This is a genomic window from Novosphingobium mathurense (assembly GCF_900168325.1).
Classification (GTDB): Bacteria; Pseudomonadota; Alphaproteobacteria; order Sphingomonadales; family Sphingomonadaceae; genus Novosphingobium; species Novosphingobium mathurense.
The window spans coordinates 256,150-271,011 of the sequence record NZ_FVZE01000006.1 but is presented as its reverse complement, the minus strand read 5'-3'; the positions used below and the strand labels follow the sequence as shown (position 1 = coordinate 271,011).

Below are 14,862 nucleotides of genomic sequence, written 5' to 3'. Positions count from 1 at the left end.
TCCTCGCTAACTCCAGTGCAAAACACGACGTTTGCACTCGCGCTAACTCCGACTAGGTCAACGTCCGGGCAAGGCGGCCGCTATCGGATGCGTACCCTCGAGATACCGGCAATGGCGAAGGATTGCGGCTAGGTTAGACGCCCGATCGACGAAACCCGCGCCCTACTTGGGCACCTCGATCAGTCGACCGTCAGGCCCGAACGGCAACCCCACTGAGCGCGCGTTAGCGCCGAACATAGATCCGGTCGAATGCACCCAGATCAGCTTCTGTCCGCCGCTGGCGATTGTGATGACCTGATTGGGCTGCCCCAACATTTCGATAACTTGCGCCTTGGTCATGCCGACCTGCAGACGTTCAACTGCGGCCGGATCATAGTTCGTGCCCATCGACACGCAGCCAGCGAGAAGCGCGGCTGCGCTGAGCGAGATAAGAGGTTTCATGCGATTTCCCCTGGGAAGTCGATCGCGGTGCGCCCCCGCTGTCGACTTCACACCATGCCCTGGCGATCGGGGAGTTAGTAAACCGATAGCTCGGTCCCTACGACCTTTAGGCTGGTGAGCCCTGGACATACGTCGCAGGCTCCCCGACCATAGGGTCAAGGATGTGCGGACTGCATCGGGCAGTCCAACCGGCTATTCGGGGTTACTACGCCCCAGAACCGTGCGTGGCGGCTCCGACGCCTGTATGAGATAATCAAGCGAGCCACTCAATAGAAAGCTGGCCCAACCTACCCCAAGCCGCAGGATTTCGGAGTAATTGCCAGCTTGAGAGGCACACGGAGCCGGCCCGCAGGCATATGCGCCTCGCCCGGAGAGCTAGAGACTGGGCCTGAGACCTTCGGTCTTCGGATGTACAATACCGCCGAGTGCCATGGAGGTCATGATGGGCGGTATGGGGTCCGGCGCGCGGCGCGCCATGAATATCGGCAACGTAGAGGATATGCTCGCGCTCGATATACGCGCATTGCGCCGGCTGGGCGTAATTCAGCCTGGCGAATGCATCATCGACACATTGCATTGGTCGATTGGCGGCCTTAGCGCGTCCAGCGTGCGCCTACGCGTCGATCTAAGCAACATTGAACGCGGCGGCACGATGACGGTCAGCGGCAACATGCCCGATGGCACCATCAGCCAGAATATCGCAATCGACCGTGTGCCATCGTCGCTCGGCGGTTGGCGCTACTATTTCCTATGCCCTGTGACCGGCCGACGTTGCGAGGTGCTCTATTATACCGGAGGTCGGTTCGCGTCCCGTGACGCGCAGCGTCTGAGCTACGCGGTGCAGAATATGACCGACCTGTCGCGCGCCCGCAGAAAGGTGGCCAAGCTGCGCAGACGCCTACAAGGATCGGGAAACATCGCGCGCCCTCGCGGCGCCAACCGCATCGACATCGTGCAGCGGCTGCGCGATGCGGAATTCGAGGCCAAAACGCTGTATCTCGATCGTCTGCGTAACCTTGCCGAGCGGTCTGGTTCCCGACGGATGCCCAGCGAAAGACGCTAAGGGCCCGAGACCGCAGCTTTGCGCGCTCAGTGTGGCAATCCAAGCCTCATTGTATATCAGGAGGCCGCAACGGATTTCCGCCATTTTGGGGTTCTCGCAACCGACCGAATCGGCCCAAATATCATCTCAAAATCAGGTGAATTCCATATGTTAGGGAATTGTTCGCAATCTGCTGCCCCGTTGGGACCCACGCGCAGGATTTTGATGTTTCCAATCTGGGATTTTCCCTGACATGAGAAGCCCCATGCCCCTAATCGAATGATGGTCAACGAACGGAGGCCATCATGTCCAACGACCAACCGCGCGACTGGCTGCACCTCACGTCACATGCCCGAAAGCTTTTCCCCGGCGCCGTGATTGAGGTGATCTATGCACCAGAGGAGATTATTCACATCGATGTCGATGGTCATCGCTACACCTTTGAGATCGGCAGCGACGACGACGCGTATATCTTCACCGACGGATCGGTATCGTTCACCATTCCACTTTTTCTTGATCCGACCTGGGAATAAACCTGACGGCTTCTGGTCACCTGCCTTAATTGGTCTGTCGTTCACGACGAAAGGGACGAACGACATGACCACGATGACCACATCGAAGAAGCCCGATGCCGCCCCCCAAGCCAAAAGCGATACGGCTTCCCCACCGAAGAATGCTCCGCCGCTGGTTACTCTCGAGGAACTCGCCCGCGAGATGAAGATGCCGCCGCGCGATGCCCGAATGGTGCTGCGCCTCGCCGCTAAGCAGACCAAGCAATATCCGACCTTGGGCAAGGAGCATGTCGCCCGCCAGCCTTGGTCCTGGGCTCAGGGATCGAAGGCGCTCGAAGAGGCCAGGACGGCACTCGCAGCGGCTTGTGCAGACTGACCGTCTCGTCGCCTAGATGCCCCAAAGAGCGCCAACGTTGTGTATATGCACATTTGGCGCTCTTTCAGTTGGGCAGCTTCCATTTTGCGCCCGGTCCGTGGCCGCTGATGACGCCGAGCTTCTTCTTGGCTCGGTCCAATGTACGTTCCTGCACGCCCTTCTTTTTCATGGCCTCGATGACATCGCGCGCTTTGGCGGGTCCCGGCGCTAGATAGTCCTCGAGCGCCCGCACGGCTCTGTCGAGCATCGTTTCCTGTACCGAGGACTGCGCGACAAGCTCATTGGCGGACATTTCAACCGGCCCACGCCAATTCACCCGTGCGGCAGCACCGCCTCTGGGAGGCGTGCCGATCTCGAACGCCTGCGACACAGCTTCTTCGGCATAGCTGGCCTTGTAGTGCGCCAGGACACGCCAGCGGGCCTGTGTCGGATGCGGGGTCACGATCATTCCGGAGCGCACCGCGCCGCCGAACGCCATTGATCCTTGCCCCATATGCATCGCCGTATCGGACGCCTGCTTACGCAGATGCCGGGCGATGAGGATGCCTATGTCGAAGTCCTTCGCCAATCGGTGTAGCGGGCGCATAAAGGCATTGGCTTCATTGGGCCGGTACATATCGACGCCACTCGGCATGAAGTTTGTCAGGGGATCGATGACCACAAGCGTCGGGTCATAGTTGCGGATTTCTCGCCGCAGAATATCGACGCCGCTCTCATCCAATTCAAACGGTGCATGGATCACCCGGACACGGCCGATATCCGCGCCAATCGCTTCGAGGCGCGGCCGCAGCACCCGGCTGGGATCGTCCTCGTCGTTCAGCAGAAGGACCCGGCCTTGGCGGGCAACCGGCAGATCGCCAAACATGCCCATGCTTGTGATCGCGGCCGTCATCGCCAGGCTCAGGAACGACTTACCCATCCCAGGGTTGCCGTCGATGATGGTCGTACAACCGACCGGCACGAGGGGTTCGATGAGATATTCGACCGGCAGCGTTTCGAACTCGGCCAGATCTTTGAAATGCTCCGCCGCCGCGATTTCACTGGCTTCCTTCCAGGCTTGCTTGAACACATCCGCAAATGCATCGTCGGCGAGTGGTGGAGCGTTCGCGGTTGTGTCGAGAAGCTCCGCCATGGATCGAACCTGCGCCTTCGACATGCCTCGTAGACGCCAATCCATGATCGCTGCGTGCAATTCATGTCGGCGGTTTTTGCCCTTTATCTGCAAATGCCCTTTCGTTTCGCCGCTCATTGGCCATCCTCCACGCGCGATCGGATTTTGGCGACCTCGAGTTCGGCCCGCTCGCGATCCTCGCCCCATTTATCGACGAAGTAGGGGTTGGCGAGGAGCACAGTGACGATGTCCGGATCAGGGGCACCGAGCCTGATCAGCCCGGCAACGATCTGAAAAACCGCGCCCGATCGATCCCCGCGCAGCACCCGGCGCGCCGTCATCAAGGCGCCCGCTGGCAGCCCCATGCGCAGGCGATAGCGGCGCATGATCGCAGCGGCCTCTTCCCCGCTGCTGCTCATTGATCGGGAGCTTTGCTTCTCTTTGTCGGGCCGCTCTATCGACGCAAGAGATGACGGCAGTTTCTGCGGGCGCGCATCGAAGGCTCGTAAGGTTACGACGGGCTGCGCATAGGCCGCCTTGTGGTTGATCGTCCCGGGTATGCGCAGCATCTTGGTGATCGACCAGCCGCCCTTGTCGCCGCCCTGCTTGTAGACAATGGCCTTCGAATATTGCTCTGCGATCATGCCGTCGGCGTTCTTGTTCCAAATCCAGATGCCCTGGAAACGATCTGGAGAAGTCTCCCACAGGATATTGGGCTGCGGATCGTAGCCGGCGGGATCGGTCTTATCGATATCGCAATGCGCATAGCGGCTGGGCAGCGCAAACTCGGTGTGCCGATGCGGCTCAGCGAACGCGTTGGGGCAAAAGTAGATGTCGAAGCGGTCGGGGCTGTGCGCGGCCAAGATCTCAACAACCTGCTCGCCCCTATCGTCGCCTTGGATTGCATGATCACGCCAGCGATCACCCCGACGCGTGCCGATGAACGTGAAGGCATCGGGAGGGTAGCTCCATAAGTCCGCGACGAACCGGCTCGCCGCGATGATCGCCACACGGCGGCGCTTACCCTCGCTAAGATGTTCGTATTTGAGCGGGATCATCAACCGATCCCCCGCTCAGCGCCAAGCCGGAGGAGGTAGTCCTCAATTTCGGAAGCATACCAGGCAACAACATAGCGGCCGGGCCTCAAGCGGACGGGAAATCGGCCCTCGCGCTCCCAGCGCAGCAAGGTGTCGTTGGAAACTTTGATTCCGCGCCGCCTGAGGTCACTACGGCCATAGAGCATCGGCCCATCATGGGCATGTGTGGTCATTGTGCTGATCCTCGTTGTTGAGTGAACAGCACGAGCAGTTAGGCCCGAAACGCGAGGCGCTACAGGAACAATAAGGTGCGGTGGGAGAGCACTATTTGTACCTTGCGCAGACCGCTTTCAGGTCCCGCCGGCTCGGCGGAGCGAAAGGACCGAACGGCTTTCCCAGGTCGCGGTACCCGCTGACGAACATAGCGCAACTGATCGCGGCGAACTTTTGAAAGGCTGTGTCCTGCGACCCGCTGGTGGTGGGCGGCCGTCCGGTTGCCGTATGGAACAGCCGCGCGAGCCGATAGGCCAAGGCTTCCCTCGCGCGCGATCCGGGACGTCCAGGAAGCCTCGCGGGCAAGTTTGTCGGACCACGGCCGCTGTTTCGGCGCGGATTAAACGCCGGCGACGCGAGGATGTCGTGGCAGATCTGCTTGATGACTTGCGTGTCGCTGAGGAGGTCGGCGTAATCGGACGCAAATTGCGACGGTCCCCACTGCACGGGTCCATGCCAAGCCGCCTCGTCGAGGTCGGTCATGATGTCGGGCAGCGCATTGCCGTACTCGGTTTCAAGCGCAGAAATAAGCGCGGAGATCTTCTGTAGCTGACGCCTGCGCGTTTGAAGATCTGCGCGCGCGGGATCGCCAGCGATCGAACGAAGCTGATCGAGGAACAGCCCGGCAAGCAGGTGGCGGAGCGTGACGAGCAACTGCGGATCGTCGATACCGAGCTGCGCGCCAGCCTTGCGGATTTGGTCGGTTGGGAGCGCCTTGTAGACTTGCGGCCAGACTTCATCGTCGCGGGCGCGCGGCCGACAACTCAGGAAATTGCCGGGAATCAGGCCGCAAGGCTCTCCGGCATCATCAGCTTGTCCAGATAGTGGCCCCATGCGTCGAGCGCCTCCCGCTTTTCCGCATCGTAGCCATAGCGATTATAGACGGCGGCCACACCGGAAATCGTTCCCGATATGTGGTTGAGCACCTTCTCAACGACGTGAGGCGCGATGCCGAGGCGCGCCATCCCCGAGGCAGCCGTACGGCGCAGGTCGTGAAATCGCCAATCGGCCGTCTTGGACCCCGCATGGATGTGGCGCAGCCCCTTGCTGAAACTCCTGATCGGTGTGCGCCCGGTTGTGGTGAAGACAAAATCGCAATCCGCCCAACGCGGAATTTCGCCAATTATCCGTAAGGCGTAATCGCTCAAGGGCACGACATGTGGTTTACCGTTCTTCGAGAGTTCGGCCGGGATCACCCAGATTTTGGCTGCAAAATCGACCTCGCTCCACCGCATCTTTGAAACTTCACCGCGCCGCTGACCGGTCGCAAGAAGCAGCGGAACGAACGGCGCGTAAGGACCAGATGCCGCTGCACTAGCGGTCAGCACGGCCTTAATCTCACTATCATCGAGAACGCGATCGCGCGCCTGTTCGCGGGTCGGCGCGCGCGTTCCTAGCACAGGCGACGCATCGATGATGCCGCGCTCTAGGCACCAGTTGAACAGCTTGCGCAGATGGGAGTGAATGCGGTTGGCCTGATAGGCCGAACCGCGTTCGACGGCCGCATCCATCAAGTTCAAAATATCGCTACGCGTGATCTTGCGGATATCCTGCTGCCCGTGTGCGGCGACGAACTCGCGCTTGATGATGCGTTCGGCTTCTTGCCAGCTGCGATTTCGAGGACGCGCATATTGGCGGATAAAATCGGCGCAGATCGCTTCGACGCGCATGTTGAGCTGCCGACGTTGGACACTCGGATCGATCCCATCATCAACCTGCCGCAGCGCTTCCATGGCTTGCGCACGGGCATCGGCAAGGGCAAGGCGCGGGAAAACGCCGAGGGGTAGGCGGCGTTGCTTTGGGCCGTAGCGGTATTTGACCGTGAACACCTTTCGGCCCGTAGGATAGACGCGAACACTGAAACCCGGACACAAAAGGTCATGGACTTCATACCGCTTTACCTTGGGTTTGAAGGCCTCGATCGCCTTTACATTGAGTGCCTTGCGCATGTGCCGTTCCTTTCAACGGCACATCAATAATCACGGAAACTCACGAATCTCAAAGAAATTCCTAGGTGCCTGACGGGCTGCGGCAAAGAAGTTCGGGATACGACGATGGTCATAGGCACCGGGGGGTCTTTGGAACCGAATTTCCCAATTCGATCACCTATCAAGTGCCGTTACGTAGGGCTGAGTTTTTAGCCTTCAATAAATTACGTGTATCACTTGTACGGGGCGATTGCCTTGGCCTTCGCCATCGGTCAGCACGGGTATATGGATCGTGCCTATCTATCGCTTGCCGCGCCCGAGGTTGACCGCACATCGGATGCGGAATTCTTTGGCCATCTGGCCAGCAAATTGCCCTTCGCCCTCGATCCCAAGCAATCGGCGGCTTGGACCTACCAGATTGCACATCTTCGCTCGCTCGCCGCGGCGTTGCCGGAGGCACACTTTTGCCTGGAGTTCTTGATCCCGCGGATGGGGCGACGCGCCGATCTGATCATCCTCAACGCCGGTATCGTCTTTGTGATCGAATACAAAGTCGGGGCGCGGCAATTCGATCGCTCGAGCCTTGATCAGGTCTACGGCTACGGCCTCGATCTCAAGCATTTCCACGAGCAAAGCCATAACAAGCCGATCGTGCCGATCCTGATCGCGACGCACGCAGAGCCCGCGCCCGCCGAGGCGGTCCAATGGGAACATGATCGCCTTGCTCGGCCGCTGAAAAGCTCAACCGACGGCCTTGTGGCCCTGATCCAGCAGGTATCGGATCGATATGCTTCTCCGGCAATCGATCCTGCCGCATGGATTACGGGGCGGTATCGGCCCACCCCGACAATTGTTGAGGCGGCGCAGGCGCTGTACCGCGGCCATGAGGTCGAGGAAATTTCGCGCTCCGAGGCCGGCGCCGAAAATCTCACGCGCACCGCCGACTATGTGGCGCAGGCGATCGAGACCGCCAAACGCGATAACCGCAAGATTATCTGTTTCATCACGGGGGTGCCGGGGTCGGGCAAAACCTTGGCCGGACTTAATCTTGCGACGGCCCGTCAGCGCGCGCATTCCGATGAGCATGCGGTGTTTCTCTCGGGCAATGGCCCCTTGGTCGAAGTCTTGCGCGAAGCGCTGACGCTCGACGCACTGGCCAAGAAAAAGGACGCCGGCGAGCGGTCCTCACGCGCGAGCGAATTCCGGCAAGCCTGCGCGTTCATTCAAAACATCCACCACTTCCGCGACGATGCGCTGGCGACGACGACTGCACCTATCGAAAAGGTCGCCGTTTTTGATGAAGCGCAGCGCGCCTGGGATCGCGAACAAACCTCAAAATTTATGCAGCAGAAGAAGGGGCAACTCGGCTTTTCGATGTCCGAACCCGAATTCCTGCTCAGCGTCATGGACCGCCACCCGGACTGGTGCGCCATCGTCTGTCTGGTCGGCGGCGGCCAAGAGATCAATACCGGCGAGGCCGGGATCGAGGAATGGCTGCGCGCACTCGAAAAGTCCTTCCCGCATTGGCAGGCGCATATTCCCGGCACGCTCGAGCATAGCTGCCAGCTGGCTGATCATGTGACCGCGCCAGACCTGCATCTGGCGACCTCCATCCGCTCGTTTCGCGCCGAGAAGCTCTCCGATTTTGTCGGCCAAGTGATCGATGGCGATGATGCGGCGGCCCAGCGGGTCAAGGCAGACCTGACCAATTACCCGCTGTTCGTCACCCGTGACCTGGCGGCGGCTCGCGCCTGGCTGCGGTCACAGCGCCGCGGCTCGGAAAGTGCCGGCCTGCTCGCATCGTCCAACGCCGCACGGATCAAACCCCACGGCGTTTTCGTCAAAGCCAGAATCGAGCCGGCCAAATGGTTCTTGGCCCCGCCCGAGGATGTCCGTTCGTCCGATGCGCTCGAAGATGCGGCGACCGAATTCGATGTACAGGGCTTGGAGCTCGATTGGGCGTGCCTGTGCTGGGATGCCAATTTGCGCCGCGGCGCGGGTTGGGAAAAGCTGCGGTTTCGCGGGACACGCTGGGAGACGGTAAGCGATCCCACCAGTCAGGCGTACCTTGCCAACGCGTACCGCGTGCTGCTCACGCGGGCGCGCCAAGGGCTGGTCGTGTTCGTGCCCGAAGGCGATCCGGCCGACTCTACACGTCCCCCTGGCGTTTACGATGCGATTTATGACTTCTTGCTGTCCTGTGGTTTCACTGAGCTAGCGGCCGCCGTTCAGCATAAAAGCATCCCGTAACGGCGGATTGCAAAACCACCGTCAATCTGGGCACAGGATAGGTCTCTATCGGCTGCCGTGCAGCGTGCCACGGCACGGCCATAGACATCCGTATCGGTTTGCTGGCACCGCACCGTGACACCGCTTACGAGTTGCCGAAGGTGTTCTGTGCTGGCGTAGGGGTCACCGGGCGCGCATTGTCGGCCAGGCCTGCAATGTCCCTCGAGTTCGGGGGCGTCGATGCCGTGCAAACGGACGCGCGTTGATCCACAATCAAACGTATCGCCGTCCAAGACGCGCGCCGACGCGCATTCAAAATCCGCGGCCGATGCATAGGTGCTCGTCCACTGAATGGCTGAGGTCGCGATCAGGCCACCGATGGAGACACCCAGTGTAGCAAGCATTGCCTGCTTGTACCCCCATTGCCAACGCCGCTTCGTGCGACGCCTCTGGACTTTGGGTGCGGAGATACGCCCGCCCCTGAACTGACCGGTATTCTTCGGCCGCTTCTTAAATTTATGAACGGTCCCCATTGCACAAATACTTTCCTGCAATCCAATATGACACGCAAGGGGCATTCAAACTGCATTCCGAGAAAGCGGGGGTACGTGAACCATCTTGAGCAACTAACTGCCGAATGGCTCGAGTATCGGGGCTACTTTGTGCGCCAATCGGTGCTAGTCGGCCGGCGCGAAAAGGGCGGATACGAGGGCGAACTCGATATCGTGGGCATTAACCCGACGACACGCCACCTCATCCATGTCGAATGCTCGCTAGACGCGGACTCATGGTCCGAACGCGAACGGCGCTTTTCTGCCAAATTTGAACGAGGCCGGCAATATGTGCCTTCGCTGTTTAGCGGCTTAGATCTCCCAACCGAATTGGACCAGGTCGGCCTCTTTCTAATGGCGGGAGGCGCAAGATCTGAAGTCGGTGGCGGGCGGGTAGTCCGAGTGGCGGATTTCATCTGCGAGGTCACAAGCCACCTCAAGAACTTCCGGCCAGAGAAATCTGCGGTGCCATCGGGCCTGCCGCTCCTTCGCACCCTCCAGCTCGCTACCCATTTTGGCGCGTCGCAACCTGGTGCCTCCCAGCTCGTACCAAGCGCTTCTGCATTGGAAGCCGCGTTGTGACGCGTGTGATCCAGCCTCGCGGCCAAAAAGGTAGCCTGAAATGGATTCAGCAGGCGGTAAATGAGCGGTGGGCGTCACTCGACGGACCTGTGCTCGCAAGACTGCCTGGAGCTGCACGCATAGATTGGCGCTCACCCTTGGAGAACGACGATTTCGCAGAGTATCGCGACGGCGACTTTCTCGACCTTATCGGCCTAGGCAACCTGCGGCCGGCCCTTAGTGACTTTTGGCCCGATCGTGGCCCTCAATGGGATGCGCTGGGGGTTTCCGATCGTGGGGCGGTCTTGCTCGTCGAGGCCAAAGCACACGTTGGCGAGACGTGTTCTCCGGGAACTAGCGCCAGCGAGGCATCGCGCAAAAGAATTGCCGATGCACTATCCGCCTGCGCCGACAGACTGGGAGCAAAACCCAATCGGGCACCGTGGACTGACTACTTCTATCAGCGAGGTAACCGAATGGCCCATCTGCATTTTTTGAGGGATCAGGGCGTTCCCGCGTACCTCGTTCTCGTCAATTTCTTGAACGACGCAGACATGAAGGGGCCATCAACGCCCGAAACGTGGCAAGCCGCTTATGATGTCGCTTTTCATTTGATGGGGCTTGGGAAAAGACACAGTATGAGCCGCTACATCATCGAGGTCTTTCCCAAGGTTGAAGGTCGATCCGATATGGAGAAACGATAAGATGCTGTTCATTACGCGGCCGCAGGAGCGGCCAGGCGGCTACACTGTCCTTTCCGAATCCAACCAATGGGTAGGCTGGCTGAGCCGCAACATTCCAGCAGAACTAGACCGCGAGGTCCGGCGGAGGCTCAAATCGAACCTTAAGCACCTTCTCGTTGGCCTTGAGCTGAAAGCCGCTCTCATCAATCCGCACCACCATCGCGGCCTAAACGAGCGGCCGGTTCTGTTTGAACCATACTTTCAAAACCTGATTATGGAGTTCTGCGTCGCGGCGTTCTCGGTATTTGAAGGACTGGGCTCAGGGCATTGGCTTCGCCAAAACGGCCATGACGGGGCCGATGCCCGACGGATCAACCGAGGCCAGTGGCTACCCGCCTTGTGCGCAGTCTACGATGAGACCGGTGAGCACGGCCTGCGGGACGCCGTCGAGCGGACGCTAACGATCCGGGACAAGCTACATCAGGACCAGCTCGGTGCCCGGGAGGACATCGATTGGCATGCTCTGTCCTACGATGTTGCTTTTCTGCCAGCGAGCGGCGCGATCCGTACGTTGCTACGACGCGAGGCCGATGCGGTCCCGGAAACTTCGAACTTGCACTTGGAGCCGAACTGACATGCATCCAAGCTGCATCTGAGGCTGAAGCGCTATTGCACTGGAGGAAATTCACGGCTCAGAGCAATCTCATCGATACGACCACGTCGGAATGAGAACGGACGTTATGTTAAACTCCACAGATCCATGGCGATCGCGTTAGCGCTTAGACAGCGCTTCAACCACCTGAGGCCGAAGCCTCCAGCGCCATTCAGCGCGGTCACCGAGCGCAACCACCGGAGCTTCGTCATCTGAACCCTCAGTCGCAAGCGTGAACGTCCAAATAGGATGTCCGTCAGGGCCCTGCTCCGCAGGAGTCCACTCCAACTCTTCGGCCAAAGCCCGTGCTAGCAATCCATATTGCGCATTCGCGGCTTCGTAGCTCGCATAACCTGCCGCATGGGCCAACTGAGTCGCCGTCAAGATGTGGCCAGGCGCAGCCAGGTGGGCGTCGAGCATAGCTTTCTGGCCGTCAGTGATTGCAATTTGCTCGAATGCTTCTGCGAACTCTAACGCCGCCGGAACACCGTCTGGACCACGAGCGGTCCGACGCTTCTCGGCTTCGCCGTCAAGGTAGGCGCGAACCGCTTCAATCGCGAGCATGCGGTCCGCTGCGTCAAACGTCGGGCTGGCAATATTCAGCCCCCGCAGTGCGCGTGCCCTCCAGCCACCCTGCGCAGCCATTGCTTTGATAACGAATTGGCGATGCCGGATAGGATCATTGTAAGTTGGCATGACGGTATCCTCTTCCCACTCAGCGGATGCCAAGAGCAGTTTGCAATGATTGATGTGTCAGCTGCGAAACCCGTCCCTGCTGGTCGATGTACGTCCCATCGTCGCTATAAACAGGTTCGCCTTCCCACCAGATCAGGTCCGCATCCGGATCGTTTAGGATATTGCGCGTTCGGCGCGTGATGCCCGACCATGTCCCGCGAATGTCCCGGTAAGTTGTTGCGTTTGGTGCTGCCGCCAAAGCGTCGGCGAATTGGAACACTGGCGACGGACTTGCTGCGATTGCTCGCAGCACTGCCAATGTCTTCGGGTGAATTGGCTCTGCGATGAGTTTGCGCGCGAACGCGACTGTAAGGTCTGCGGGACCCTCTAATACGTTGTCCTCGACAGAGACCGCATTTGACGTAGCTGTGGCATGAGGCTCCACGTCAACGCCGATCCGCAGACGGTAATAGGCCATGAGCTCGGCCTGCACTTCCTTCGAGAAGGACTTAATGTCGGCAAGGGGAATGCCCAAGATAGGCTCACTCATATCATATCTCCTTTTGTAATCCTCACTTGGCGTCACTATTTCTATGTAAGACGCGTTCAGGTGTCAAGACAGAGCTTCAGTGAGCAACAGTGATGGAGATTCTGAGTCGGAAAACTCGACCAGATTGGTGTGGCGAGACCACTTAACGCGAAACCCAGAGAAATTCGCACCGCTCAAAACGATCATATTTGCGCGCCGCTTCAAGCCAGATAGACTGATCAAATGTCTAAGGCCTACCCACTTCGTCAATTTGCAGTTGAAGGTTAGGGCAGCCCGATGCGTAACGAGCCGGCATTCAATCCGACCAAACAGCAGGCGGAATTTCTAGACAACTTCCTTGCCCGCGACGATGCACGCAGCTTGCTAGTAGCACCCCCGGGCTTTGGGAAAACCACTGTTGCACAATGCGCCGCAATGAAGTTGCTCGAACAAAGCAAAGTTGATCAAGCCCTACTCATCGCCGGCACTCGCGCCCTCGCCGACCAATGGACCCACAGATTCTCAAGAATTGATTCGATATCACCCGATCTGACAGTACAAAATCATGCCTTTGCGGCTACAACCTATTCGGCTCTTAGCCATGACTCCGAACGCATCTGGAATGCGGTCCCGCCTGACTCACATTGCCTTTTGGTTTTTGAAGACGTCGAATGGGTCGCCGACCGCTTGGATGCCTTAGCTGCAGAAGGCCTGTCTCGCTTCCCCGGGTCTCGAGCCCTGTTCGTTGCGGCTACAACGCCGCCGATAGTTGTCGATAGTCGATTTGAGTTTGGGCTTGAGTTCTTCACCTCAGAAGCCTTGGCAGATCCGACATCCCTGTCCAGTCTAGCATTGTTTGCTCCGAGCGTGGGCTTGCTCGAGCGTGTCCAACGCAAACTCATCTCACTCGACGACCTTAGCTGGCGGGAATTTGAGCATCTAATCTCAGAAATGCTGGCTGCAGATGGCTACCAAGTCGAGTTGATGCGAGGATCAAAGGATGGTGGCGTGGACGTGGTAGCGATTAAGGACCTTGGAGCCACGGGGCTATTCAAAGCCGTCTGGCAAGCCAAGAAGCACCGAATCGATCGGAAGGTTGGCCTATCGCTCGTGAGAGAACTTGCGGACACCCGACTTGAACATCAGGCAAGCAAAGCGATGATTGTAACGACGTCTTATTTGACCCGAGGTGCACTGGAGCGCGTCGAACGCGATCGCTTCCTACTCGGAAAAATTGATCGCTCAGAATTGGATGATTGGATCGATCGGACGCTGCGAGGCGCTTGACGCGATGGCATTTGCGTTGCGTCTATCGGGTGTAGACCAGCTAGGAATACGGGGTCCCAGTGGGGTACCAGGAGCCCGCGCTTGACTGCTACGGGTTGCGACAGGCTGCGTCAGGTTGCGAAGGCTCAGGCTGCTGAATTCTGCGATCCATACGTCGAGTTGCGACGAATTGCGCCAGAATGCTTAGAGTCAAAGGCCATTTTGTAATCAGGGGGCCACGGGTTCGAATCCTGTAGCCGGCACCACTTCTCTCTCCGCCAATACGAACAAGCCCGCCCAAACCTGACGGTTCGAGCGGGCCTGCGTGAATTCACGTGTTGCCTGTACACCCCTCTTCAGGCGCCCGGACACGCAGGTTCAGATGATGCGCGCCTCGATCAAGAGGCGGATGGCGGCGTTGATGCCGACGTCGCCCAGCTTGGTGAGCAGGTTTGCGCGGTGGATTTCCACGGTGCGGTGGCTGATTGCGAGCTGTTCGGCGACGGCGCGGTTGGTCAGGCCCTGGGCGAGACCTTCGAGCACTTCCATTTCGCGGCGCGTCAGGCTTTCTATCGACTTCTTGGCCCGGATCGCACGCGAGCGGATGTGGCCGATGCGGTCTATGGAGACACGCGCTTCCTCAACCGTCTTGCAGAATTCGTCGACGTTGGTCGGGCTGTCGCTGTAGCCTACCGCGCCTTCGTTCACGGCGCGCACGATCTGCGATGTCGTGGGATCTTCGGCGAAGGCGACGAAGGGGAGCCACTTTTCCATCTGCAGCATGAGATGGGTCAGCTTCGAGATATTGCCGTTATCGTCCGCAATCAGGATCATGCCGGCATCCGGCCAGCGGGATGCGAGTTCCTCGACCGCCTCGAAAGGAACGATATAGATGCCGCGCTTCGACATTTCGTAACTGACCGTCGCGCGGCGCTTCTGATTCTCATCCACCAGAAACAGGTGGAAATTCCCTTGGTACATTAATTGTCGACCCCT

At 59.1% G+C, this 14,862-nt stretch carries 18 protein-coding genes; 8 read left to right on the top strand and 10 right to left on the bottom strand.

Annotation, left to right across the window (positions count from 1 at the left end; genetic code table 11):
• Positions 1-162: 162 nt before the first annotated feature.
• Positions 163-441, bottom strand: coding sequence for an outer membrane protein assembly factor BamE domain-containing protein (gene bamE / locus B5483_RS17790; RefSeq protein WP_079731350.1), 279 nt, complete (start codon positions 439-441; stop codon positions 163-165).
• Between the two features lie 475 nt (positions 442-916).
• Here bamE and B5483_RS17785 point away from each other — a divergent pair, with 475 nt between their 5' ends.
• The 3 genes from B5483_RS17785 (at position 917) to B5483_RS17775 (ending at position 2,371) form a co-directional block, all read left to right on the top strand.
• On the top strand, positions 917-1,504 hold the full coding sequence (locus tag B5483_RS17785) for a hypothetical protein (RefSeq protein ID WP_176168095.1): 588 nt from the start codon (positions 917-919) through the stop codon (positions 1,502-1,504).
• Between the two features lie 284 nt (positions 1,505-1,788).
• Entirely contained in the window at positions 1,789-2,016 is a 228-nt protein-coding gene (locus tag B5483_RS17780; RefSeq protein WP_079731348.1) for a hypothetical protein, read from the top strand.
• Positions 2,017-2,080: 64 nt separating this feature from the next.
• On the top strand, positions 2,081-2,371 hold the full coding sequence (locus B5483_RS17775; protein ID WP_079731347.1) for a hypothetical protein: 291 nt from the start codon (positions 2,081-2,083) through the stop codon (positions 2,369-2,371).
• 64 nt (positions 2,372-2,435) lie between these two features.
• Here the strand turns inward: B5483_RS17775 and B5483_RS17770 are convergent, their stop codons facing one another.
• From B5483_RS17770 to B5483_RS17750, 5 genes are all read right to left on the bottom strand, one after another.
• Positions 2,436-3,620: an AAA family ATPase gene (locus B5483_RS17770; RefSeq protein ID WP_176168094.1), complete on the bottom strand. Its 1,185-nt coding sequence runs from the start codon at positions 3,618-3,620 to the stop codon at positions 2,436-2,438.
• Complete coding sequence (locus B5483_RS17765) at positions 3,617-4,540, bottom strand: DNA-primase RepB domain-containing protein (RefSeq protein WP_079731345.1); 924 nt, start codon at positions 4,538-4,540, stop codon at positions 3,617-3,619. Before B5483_RS17765 ends, B5483_RS17770 begins: the two co-directional genes overlap by 4 nt.
• Complete coding sequence (locus B5483_RS17760) at positions 4,540-4,752, bottom strand: helix-turn-helix transcriptional regulator (RefSeq protein ID WP_079731344.1); 213 nt, start codon at positions 4,750-4,752, stop codon at positions 4,540-4,542. The genes B5483_RS17765 and B5483_RS17760 overlap by 1 nt, the downstream gene beginning before the upstream one ends.
• Before the next feature lie 91 nt (positions 4,753-4,843).
• Positions 4,844-5,626 carry a hypothetical protein gene (locus tag B5483_RS17755; protein WP_139384051.1) on the bottom strand — a complete coding sequence of 261 codons (783 nt, stop codon included), beginning with the start codon at positions 5,624-5,626 and terminating at the stop codon, positions 4,844-4,846.
• Positions 5,575-6,741: a tyrosine-type recombinase/integrase gene (locus B5483_RS17750; RefSeq protein WP_079731342.1), complete on the bottom strand. Its 1,167-nt coding sequence runs from the start codon at positions 6,739-6,741 to the stop codon at positions 5,575-5,577. The genes B5483_RS17755 and B5483_RS17750 overlap by 52 nt, the downstream gene beginning before the upstream one ends.
• Positions 6,742-7,005: 264 nt before the next feature.
• Between B5483_RS17750 and B5483_RS17745 the strand changes: the two genes are divergently transcribed.
• A complete protein-coding gene (locus B5483_RS17745) occupies positions 7,006-8,970 on the top strand; it encodes a DUF2075 domain-containing protein (protein WP_245829340.1) in 1,965 nt (654 codons plus the stop codon).
• On the opposite strand, the gene B5483_RS17740 is transcribed toward B5483_RS17745, so the two are convergent.
• Positions 8,949-9,353, bottom strand: coding sequence for a thermonuclease family protein (locus B5483_RS17740; RefSeq protein ID WP_139384050.1), 405 nt, complete (start codon positions 9,351-9,353; stop codon positions 8,949-8,951). The genes B5483_RS17745 and B5483_RS17740 overlap by 22 nt on opposite strands.
• A 204-nt stretch (positions 9,354-9,557) precedes the next feature.
• Here B5483_RS17740 and B5483_RS17735 point away from each other — a divergent pair, with 204 nt between their 5' ends.
• From B5483_RS17735 to B5483_RS17725, 3 genes are all read left to right on the top strand, one after another.
• The gene (locus B5483_RS17735) at positions 9,558-10,082 is read left to right on the top strand and encodes a hypothetical protein (protein ID WP_139384049.1); all 525 of its coding nucleotides are present in this window, start codon (positions 9,558-9,560) and stop codon (positions 10,080-10,082) included.
• A gap of 137 nt (positions 10,083-10,219) precedes the next feature.
• The gene (locus B5483_RS17730) at positions 10,220-10,765 is read left to right on the top strand and encodes a hypothetical protein (RefSeq protein ID WP_079731340.1); all 546 of its coding nucleotides are present in this window, start codon (positions 10,220-10,222) and stop codon (positions 10,763-10,765) included.
• Between the two features lies 1 nt (position 10,766).
• On the top strand, positions 10,767-11,378 hold the full coding sequence (locus tag B5483_RS17725; RefSeq protein WP_079731339.1) for a hypothetical protein: 612 nt from the start codon (positions 10,767-10,769) through the stop codon (positions 11,376-11,378).
• Positions 11,379-11,516: 138 nt separating this feature from the next.
• On the opposite strand, the gene B5483_RS17720 is transcribed toward B5483_RS17725, so the two are convergent.
• Both B5483_RS17720 and B5483_RS17715 read right to left on the bottom strand, forming a co-directional pair.
• Positions 11,517-12,092, bottom strand: coding sequence for a hypothetical protein (locus B5483_RS17720; RefSeq protein ID WP_139384048.1), 576 nt, complete (start codon positions 12,090-12,092; stop codon positions 11,517-11,519).
• Between the two features lie 19 nt (positions 12,093-12,111).
• On the bottom strand, positions 12,112-12,621 hold the full coding sequence (locus B5483_RS17715; RefSeq protein ID WP_079731337.1) for a hypothetical protein: 510 nt from the start codon (positions 12,619-12,621) through the stop codon (positions 12,112-12,114).
• Positions 12,622-12,897: 276 nt separating this feature from the next.
• Between B5483_RS17715 and B5483_RS17710 the strand changes: the two genes are divergently transcribed.
• Positions 12,898-13,887, top strand: coding sequence for a restriction endonuclease (locus tag B5483_RS17710; RefSeq protein WP_079731336.1), 990 nt, complete (start codon positions 12,898-12,900; stop codon positions 13,885-13,887).
• 357 nt (positions 13,888-14,244) lie between these two features.
• Here the strand turns inward: B5483_RS17710 and B5483_RS17705 are convergent, their stop codons facing one another.
• Entirely contained in the window at positions 14,245-14,847 is a 603-nt protein-coding gene (locus B5483_RS17705) for a response regulator transcription factor (protein WP_079731335.1), read from the bottom strand.
• Positions 14,848-14,862: the final 15 nt, after the last annotated feature.